General features: G+C 74.5%; 8 protein-coding genes. 2 read left to right on the top strand and 6 right to left on the bottom strand.

The window, feature by feature from the left end; genetic code table 11:
* Nucleotides 1-68: 68 nt before the first annotated feature.
* The 3 genes from AB0M46_RS50325 to AB0M46_RS50315 are packed head-to-tail and all read right to left on the bottom strand — an operon-like array spanning nucleotide 69 to nucleotide 1,982.
* Nucleotides 69-704: an acVLRF1 family peptidyl-tRNA hydrolase gene (locus AB0M46_RS50325; RefSeq protein WP_363348704.1), complete on the bottom strand. Its 636-nt coding sequence runs from the start codon at nucleotides 702-704 to the stop codon at nucleotides 69-71.
* Between the two features lie 16 nt (nucleotides 705-720).
* Nucleotides 721-1,497, bottom strand: coding sequence for a hypothetical protein (locus AB0M46_RS50320; RefSeq protein WP_363348702.1), 777 nt, complete (start codon nucleotides 1,495-1,497; stop codon nucleotides 721-723).
* A gap of 26 nt (nucleotides 1,498-1,523) precedes the next feature.
* Complete coding sequence (locus tag AB0M46_RS50315) at nucleotides 1,524-1,982, bottom strand: DinB family protein (RefSeq protein ID WP_363348700.1); 459 nt, start codon at nucleotides 1,980-1,982, stop codon at nucleotides 1,524-1,526.
* A gap of 168 nt (nucleotides 1,983-2,150) precedes the next feature.
* On the opposite strand from AB0M46_RS50315, the gene AB0M46_RS50310 reads away from it, so the two are divergent.
* Entirely contained in the window at nucleotides 2,151-4,406 is a 2,256-nt protein-coding gene (locus AB0M46_RS50310; protein ID WP_363348698.1) for a bifunctional diguanylate cyclase/phosphodiesterase, read from the top strand.
* Nucleotides 4,407-4,417: 11 nt separating this feature from the next.
* On the opposite strand, the gene AB0M46_RS50305 is transcribed toward AB0M46_RS50310, so the two are convergent.
* Nucleotides 4,418-4,837 carry a Rieske (2Fe-2S) protein gene (locus AB0M46_RS50305; RefSeq protein WP_363348696.1) on the bottom strand — a complete coding sequence of 140 codons (420 nt, stop codon included), beginning with the start codon at nucleotides 4,835-4,837 and terminating at the stop codon, nucleotides 4,418-4,420.
* Nucleotides 4,838-5,290: 453 nt separating this feature from the next.
* Between AB0M46_RS50305 and AB0M46_RS50300 the strand changes: the two genes are divergently transcribed.
* Nucleotides 5,291-6,097 carry a polysaccharide deacetylase family protein gene (locus AB0M46_RS50300; RefSeq protein ID WP_363348694.1) on the top strand — a complete coding sequence of 269 codons (807 nt, stop codon included), beginning with the start codon at nucleotides 5,291-5,293 and terminating at the stop codon, nucleotides 6,095-6,097.
* On the opposite strand, the gene AB0M46_RS50295 is transcribed toward AB0M46_RS50300, so the two are convergent.
* Together AB0M46_RS50295 and AB0M46_RS50290 are read right to left on the bottom strand one after the other, a co-directional pair.
* Nucleotides 6,085-7,089: an ATP-binding protein gene (locus tag AB0M46_RS50295; protein ID WP_363348692.1), complete on the bottom strand. Its 1,005-nt coding sequence runs from the start codon at nucleotides 7,087-7,089 to the stop codon at nucleotides 6,085-6,087. The two genes, AB0M46_RS50300 and AB0M46_RS50295, sit on opposite strands and share 13 nt — an antisense overlap.
* Nucleotides 7,086-7,709 carry a response regulator transcription factor gene (locus AB0M46_RS50290; RefSeq protein WP_363348690.1) on the bottom strand — a complete coding sequence of 208 codons (624 nt, stop codon included), beginning with the start codon at nucleotides 7,707-7,709 and terminating at the stop codon, nucleotides 7,086-7,088. The genes AB0M46_RS50295 and AB0M46_RS50290 overlap by 4 nt, the downstream gene beginning before the upstream one ends.
* Nucleotides 7,710-7,817: the final 108 nt, after the last annotated feature.

Here is a 7,817-nt window from a genome sequence, read left to right as displayed (position 1 = left end):
TCACCCCCCCCCCACCCCCCCCCACCCCCCCCGGCGCCCGCCGCCGCCGCCCCGCCCCCCCCGCGCCGTTACGGCACCAGGTGGATGCGCACCTTGCGCGCGGCGACGGCGGCCTCCTCCAGGACGGCCAGCCGCGGCTCCGCCACGTCCAGCAGCCGCGGGTGGCGCAGCGCGGCCAGCGGGGCCAGCCGGCGGTCCTCGAGGATCGCGTCGAGCAGCCCGCGGTCGCCGCCGCAGACGAGCGCGGCCAGCCCGCCGGCCTCCGGCAGCAGCACGCGTTCAGCGATGTCGGCGGCCTTCCCGGCCACGGCGTCGGCCTGGTTGTCGCGGCGGCGGGCGTAGCGCTGCTGCGACCAACCCCCGGCCGCGGTCCGCCCGTGCACGTGGAAGCGCTCCACCTTCGACGCCGCGATGGTCGTGCCGTCGGCGATCCCGGCCGCGACCGCGCCCTTGCGGGCCAGGAGCAGCCCGATCCGCGGCGGCGTGGCCAGCCCGGTCAGCAGCGCGTCGACGTCGGCGGCCGCGTCGAGGCCGGGCGGTGGGTGCAGCGTCGCCTTGTCCCCGTTGCTGGCCCCCGTGAGCACCAGCCCGTCCTCGTCGGCGCCCTGGTGGCGCCCGTAGAAGCCGTCGAGCCAGCCGCGCAACCGCTCCGGGGAGATCTCAACCCAGCGCCCGCCGCCCGCGGCCGGCTTGGCCGTCACCATGCCTCATGGTAAGAGCTCACCCCGCGGTGGCCGCCTCCTGGGTCTGCAGCGGCTCGTCGGCCGGCTCCGGGCCCAGCAGCACCCGCAGCTCCAGGCCCTTCATCAGCCAGGACGCGCCGAAGCTCAGGATCGACAGGGTCTCGCCGATGATGAGTGCGTAGTCGGCGAGCCAGCCGGTGATCTCGGCGACGGCGATGAAGACCACGGCGACGGCGATGCCAGCCGCGCACGTGATGTGGAAGCGGCGCCAGAACTCGGGCGAGCGGCGGCCGCGCAACTGCGTGCGCTTGCCCTCGCGGATCCCGAAGTACAGGCTGATGATCCCCAGGGAAATGATGAAGACGGCCGCGCTGGCGTAATGCACGGTGGCCACCGTCCGCTCGCCCATCGCCTCCTGCAGCGGGGTGAGCGGGATCGTCGAGCCCTTGGGCCGGTCGGTGTGGAAGAGGGCCACCCCCAGCGCCGCGACGCCCGCCACGATGCTCAGCGAGTTGTCCAGGTTGTGCTCGAACACCTTGTACGTGATGAGGAACAGGCCGGTCACGCACAGGCTGCCGACGAAGACGTCGCGCATGCCGGTGTAGAAGTACTCGCTGAGGGAGCCCAGGATCTTCCCGCGCTCCAGCGCCATGTCGCCGAGCACGAGCGCGAAGGGCAGCGCGACCCCGAGGAAGCCGATCACCGCCCGCATGAGCAGATACGAGCGCAGGTACAGCACACCGGCGTCGGGGTTGCGCAGCACCGCCGGTGCGGGCCGCTGCGGCGCCTCGGTCTGCGGGTCCAGGTAGCCCATGGGATCCTCCATCCCTCGGCTGTGCCTCACATCATCGCCGAGGCCGCCCCGCAACGCATCGCTTGCGCGTAGTAGGTGACACCGGCGACGTGCTGCACAACCTCCCGCAGCGTCCAGGTGCCGGGGTCGGGCCGGGCGTCCAGCGCTTCGTCGGACAGCCCGCGCAGCCGGGCCCGGTAGCAGGCGGCGAGCCGGGTGAGCCGGCTGGTCGCCTCATCGAGGTCGGTCTCGGTGAACCGGGCGAAGTCGGCGTGGGTGGTGACGGTCCGCCCGTGCCAGCGGTCGGGCAGCGGCTCCAGCCCGGCCAGCCGGCACTCGAGCTCGGCGAGGTGGTCGACCAGGTGGTCGGTGACCCGGCGCAGCGCCTTGTGCGGCGTCCACGCGTTGCCGTCGTACCGCACCGGCCGTCCGTCCCACCCGAGCCACTCGCCCGCGGTCGCGAGCACCTCTTGCACGGCCCCGTCAATGATCGTCTCCAGCTCCATGCGGAAGACCGTAGGGCCGGGATCGTTCGGCCCCGGCCGAACCTTGCCCCGGGCCCGCCGCGGACGCGATCCCGGGATGCCATCGCACCGCACCCCTGACACGACCCGAGCGGCGGACAATTCGTTCAGCTTCGCCGCCCGCGTGCCGATCTCGGCATCGTGGAGAGGGTGGCGACCTGGCGTCCGACCGGCCTGCTCGTCACGGCCATGCTCCTGGCGGTGGCGGCGGAGGCGTGGTTCGCCGTCGGGATGGCGCGGCCGGTGCCGGCGCTGCCGAGCTGGGCCTTCGTGCCGCTCACGGTCGGCTGCGCGGTGCGGACGTGTCACGGGGTGACGACCGCGCCCGGGATCGCCCCGGGTGCCGCGCGCTTCTGGCGCCACGTCGGCATCGGTGTGGCGCTCATCGGGCTGGCCGCGGTCAGCAACGCGGTCGACGTGTTCCGCGGCGTGGTCGCGCCGCAGCACATCGGGCCGCTGACCGCGGGCATCTACCTGGCCGGGCTGGCCGAGCTGCTGTGGGGCCTGCTGCGCATCCCGGGCGCCCGGCGCACCCGCGGGGAATGGCTGCGCTTCGGGCTGGATTCGGCGACGGTACTGGTGACCGTCGTGACGTTCGCGTGGCACTTCTGGTTCCGCAACTGGGCCGAGTGGTCCGGCGGCAACGCGGCGGGCACCCGCGCGGTCATGGCGCTGGCCGCCTGCGGCCTGCTGTGCGCGTTCGCGTTCGTGAAGGTCGCCTTCACCGGCACCGGGCCGCTGGACCGGCGGGCGCTGTACCTCCTCGCGCTGACCGGCGGCCTGGGCGGGGTCGGCGGGGCGATGGTGCCGGCGACGCTCGCCGACAAGCCATACCTCAACGGCACGCCGATCGTGCTGCCCATCACCTGCCTCGTGCTGTGCTTCGCCGCGGACCGGCAGCGCCGCGCCGCCGGCGTCGTGTCACCGCCCCCGGCCCGTCGCCGCCGGCCGGGGCTGGTGCCCTACCTGGCCGTCTTCGCCACGTGCGTGCTGCTGCTGATCGACGCCCGCGACGGCGGCGACGACGTCTTCGCGGTCGCGATCGGCACGGTCGTGCTGGCGCTGCTCGTGGCCGCCCGGCAGGCCACCGCGCTGCGCGAGGTCGTCGAGTACCAGGACACGCTCGCCTGGCAGGCCACCCACGACGCGCTCACGCGGCTGCCGAACTGGTGGCGGCTCACGCAGTACACCTCGGAGGCCCTGAACAACGGCGGACAGGTGGCGGTCGCCGTCGTGGACCTCGACGACTTCAAGGCCATCAACGACGACCTGGGCCACGTCGTGGGCGACGCCCTGCTCGTCGCGGCCGCGGTGCGGCTGTCCGAGCTGTGCCCGCCGGACGGGCTGGTGGCGCGGCTGGCCGGCGACGAGTACGCGCTGGTCTTCCCGGCCGCCGGGGAGGTGCCCGCGCTGCTCACGCTCGGCGAGGTGGCGGTCGGGCTGCGCCGCCCCCTGAGCGCGCAGGGCCACCAGCTCGTCGTCGAGGCGAGCGTCGGCGTGGCCGTCGGCGCGCGGGACGAGGGCGACGCCGAGGAACTGCTGCGCCGGGCCGACGTGGCGATGTACGCGGCCAAGGAGCGCGGCAAGGGTCGCCAGGTGCACTACGAGCCGCGCATGGACCAGCGCGGCGCCGAACAGTCCCGGATCGCCGCCGAGCTGCGGGTCGCCCTCGACACGGGGCAGTTGCGGGTGTTCTACCAGCCGATCGTGCGCCTCGACGACGGGCGCCCGGTCGGGGTGGAGGCGCTCGTGCGCTGGCAGCACCCGGAGCGCGGCATGATCCGCCCCGACCTGTTCATCCCGGCCGCCGAGCGCACCGGCCTCATCGTGCCGGTCGGGCACTGGGTGCTGGCCGAGGCGTGCCGGCAGGCGGCGCAGTGGCGGCGGGAGTTCGGGCCGGATGCGCTGCAGTACGTCTCGGTCAACGTCTCTCCCCGCCAGCTGCGCGAGGCCGGGTTCGCCGGCCGCCTCCGCGAGGTGCTGCGCTGCGCCGGCCTGGCCCCGGCCAACCTCATGGTCGAGGTGACCGAGACCGCGGTCTTCGACGGCGGCTCGGCGCTGGACGAGCTGCGCGAGGTGCAGCGCTTCGGCGTGCAGGTCGCCCTGGACGACTTCGGCACCGGCCACTCGTCACTCGGCCTGCTGCGCACCTGCCCGGTCGACGTGCTCAAGGTGGACAAGTCCTTCGTGGACCGGGTGACCGAGGCCGGCGAGCACTCGGTCATCGCCGAGGCGCTCATCGGCATCAGCGACGGGCTGCGGCTGCGGGCGGTCGCCGAGGGCGTGGAGACCGCCGAGCAGGCGGAGGCCCTGCGCAGGCTCGGATACCGCTACGCGCAGGGCTACCACTACGGCCGCCCCGTCCCGGCCGCCGAGCTCGTATCGCTCACCGCGGCGCTGCGGTGAGGCGGCCGCCGTCAGGCTCTGAGGATCTTCGTCCCGTCGACCCTGATGGTGATCTCCTTGAGCCCGGTGGGCGTCGGGCCGTCGATCCGCGACCCGTCCTTGATGCTGAACGTCGACGAGTGGGCCGGGCAGGTGGCCACCCCGTTCTGCGGCACCCCGACGAGAATCCCCTTGTGCGGGCAGGCCGCGTCGAAGACCTTGAACGTTGCGCTCTCGGGCTGCACGATGAGCAGCCCGTTGCTCACGATCCCGCCGCCGACCGGCACGTCCTTGGTGTCGGCCAGCGGCCCGGCCGTGGACTGTGCGGCGGCGGGGTGCGCGGTGGCGTCGTCACCGCAGGCGGCGAGCAGGGTGGCGGCCCCGATCCCGCCGAGGCCGGCCAGGAGAACCCGCCGAGGGGCGCAGAGCCCGGATTCTTCGTTGATTGCCACGATGTTCCCTTCGGACGGCGGCCCGTTCTCCGGGGGCAACGCCGCCCCGCCCACGGGCCGGAAGGCCCAGGCTCCCGCCGAGGGGCCTGGTCGAACGCCTGGCGATCTTATCTTCGAATATAGAAGATTATCTACACCTACCGCCGGGTCACCTGTGCCGGGCGGGGATGCGGAAACCCGCGGCGGGCCTGAACGGGGCCGCGCCCGTTCACCTGCGTGGGCCGGCTGAGGTGGGAACGGGCCGCGCCCGGTCACCTGCGCTGGCCGGCCGCCTCGGACGGGCGCGTGGGGGATTGCGGGAAACCCGCAATGCGGCTGCGGCGGCCTACCGAGGCGGGAACGGCCCGCGCCCGGCAGGCTGGGCTCGTCGCGGGCCGAAGGGGGGTCGGCGGCGACGCGTGATTCCGGGTCCGGCGGCGCAGCCGGCCCGGGATCCCTTTGGTGGGAGGGCTCATGGGGAAACGGCTCGGTGGCGCGCTGCTGGTCATCTGCGCGCTGCTCGCCGGGTGCAGCGCACCGAAGGCGGCGACCACGGCCGCGGCCGGGACCACGGGCGGGGACGAGGGTGGAGAGCCGGCGCCGAGCGCCGCCGCACCGAGCGCGACCGGGCTGAGCGCGGCGCAGCTGGCCCGGATCCCGCACTTCGCGCCGGCGCCCGCGCCGCAGCCCGTGACCGTGCCGGCGGGGCCGTCGGCCGGCTGGTACAGCGCGATCCCGACCAACCAGCCGGTCGCCTTCATCACCATCGACGACGGCTGGACGAAGGTGCCCGAGGCGCTGCCACTGCTGCGGGCCGCGCACGTGCCGGTCACGCTGTTCCTGGAGATCAACGCGATCAAGGCGGATCCGGGGTACTTCTCCCAGCTGGAACAGACGGGCGCCGTCATCGAGGCGCACACGATCTCCCACCCGGAGCTTAAGGGCAAGTCCTACGACGTGCAGAAGCACGAGATCTGCGGCTCCGCCGACGAGCTCGCCAAGCTCTACGGCCGCCGGCCCGTGCTGTTCCGGCCGCCCTTCGGCGACAAGGACGCCACCACGCTGAAGGTCGTGCACGACTGCGGGATGAAGGCCGCGTTCTTCTGGAAGGAGACGACCGACAAGGGGATCGTGCGCTACCAGGCCGGCTCGGCGGTCAAGGCCGGCGACATCCTGCTCATGCACTTCCGGCCGGCGTTCGTCGAGGACTTCCTGGCGGTGCTCGACGCGATCGCCAAGGCCGGGCTCACGCCCGCGCTGCTCGAGGACTACATCGCCTGAGCCGGCAGGTCCAGCGTCACCTCGGTGCCGCCGAGGGCGGCCGGGCCGACGTGCAGGGCGGCGCCGAGCAGTTCGGCCCGTTCGCGCATGCCGCGCAGCCCGTGCCCGGTGGTGAAGCCCTCCGGCGGCGGCCCGGCCCCGTCGTCGCGCACGACCACCCGCACGCCCCGGCCGAGCGGCCCGGTCTCGATGCGGATCCGCGCCGCCCCGGCGTGGCGCAGCGCGTTGGTGAGCGCCTCCTGCACGATCCGGTACACCGCCGTCTCCGTCGCCGCCGGCAGCCGGGCCAGGCCCTCCACCTCCGCCTCGACCTCCACGCCGTCGCGGTCGTGGGCGTGGCGGGCCAGGTCCTCGAGCGCGGCGGCCAGGCCGAGCGCGTCGAGGGCGAGCGGGCGCATCTGCGCGATGAGCCGCCGCAGGGACTGGATCTGCCGCCCCACGATCTCGCGGGCGTCGGCGATGCCGGCCGAGCGGGCCGCCGGGTCGGGGGCGGCGGCCGCGGCGGCCAGCAGCACGTGCGCGGCGGCGAGCTCCTGCAGGGTGTCGTCGTGCAGCTCGCGGGCCCAGCGGCGGCGCTCGGCCTCGGCGCCGTCCAGGCGGAAACGGGTCTGGCTGAGCCGGGAGCGGCGTCCCTCGACCGCGGCCTCGCGCAGGGCCAGGCCGGCCGTGGCGAAGAGCAGGGCGACGGGGATGAGCAGGAGCAGTAACGATGGATCGGGCCGGACACTGCCCTGCCAGAGGGCGGCCACGGCGATGAGGGCCGAGACGCCGACCGCGGTCAGCAGCCGGGCGCGCACCGCGAACCGGCGAGCCCCCGCCGCCGGCAGGACGGCCAGGGCCAGCAGGAAGGCCCCGCCGGCGCCGGCCGCCGTCCACAGCTCCCCGCGGGCGCTGATCCCGCTGAGCTCCAGCAGGAACGCCGCGGCGAGCAGGGCCACTCCGGCCGCCGCGGACACCCACGCGGCCACGGCCGACGCCCGCTCGCGGGTCACGGCAGCAGGCCGATCCGGCGCGCCGCCGCGACCAGGCCGGCCCGGCTGGTGGTGCCGAGCCGGGTGCGCAGGTTGGCCCGGTGCGTCTCGACGGTGCGCAGGCTGATCGACAGGCGCCGGGCGATCTCGGCGTTGGTGTGCCCGTCGGCCAGCAGTGCCAGCACGTCGCGCTCGCGCGGGCTGAGCGTGTCGCCCGGGGCCGGGCGGTCGCGGGCCAGGCGCGCGCCGAGCTCGGCGTCGACGTACACGGAACCGGCCATCACCGTCTCCACCGCCCGCAGCAGCTCGTCGGCGGCGGCCTCCTTGAGCACGTAGCCGTGCACGCCCCCGGCGAACGCCCCCCGCGCGAACGACACGTCGTCGTGCATGGTGAGCACCACGATCCGCGGCGGCGGCTCGGCCGCGAGCAGTTCGGGCAGCACCGGCAGCGCGCTGTCGCCCCCGAAGCTCAGGTCGAGCACGACGAGGTCAGGCCGCCGCCGCGCCGCGACCGCGCGCAGCTCGTCGAGCCCGGCCGCCTCGCCCACGACCCGGCAGCGCGGGTCGGCGGCGAGCAGGGCCCGCAGCCCGGCCCGCACCACGAGATGGTCGTCGGCGAGCAGGATCCGCCAAATCGTCACACCACGTTTCTACGCCTAGGTGACTGGTGTTAAACGATGGCCGCCACTGGCGTGGCGGCCATCGTTTTGGATCTATTTCGGGTAGTTTGCTGGGATGGCGTTAGGCAG

Origin of the sequence: Dactylosporangium sp. NPDC051485, assembly GCF_040682015.1 — a bacterium.
Classification (GTDB): Bacteria; Actinomycetota; Actinomycetes; order Mycobacteriales; family Micromonosporaceae; genus Dactylosporangium.
This window is presented reverse-complemented; position numbering and strand designations above follow the sequence as displayed.

Excerpts from the sequence above, each read along its gene's own strand:
- AB0M46_RS50300 (WP_363348694.1), top strand. The coding sequence starts at position 5,291 with ATGGGGAAACGGCTCGGTGGCGCGCTGCTGGTCATCTGCGCGCTGCTC.
- AB0M46_RS50315 (WP_363348700.1), bottom strand. The coding sequence starts at position 1,982 with ATGGAGCTGGAGACGATCATTGACGGGGCCGTGCAAGAGGTGCTCGCG.
- AB0M46_RS50325 (WP_363348704.1), bottom strand. The coding sequence starts at position 704 with ATGGTGACGGCCAAGCCGGCCGCGGGCGGCGGGCGCTGGGTTGAGATC.
- AB0M46_RS50320 (WP_363348702.1), bottom strand. The coding sequence starts at position 1,497 with ATGGGCTACCTGGACCCGCAGACCGAGGCGCCGCAGCGGCCCGCACCG.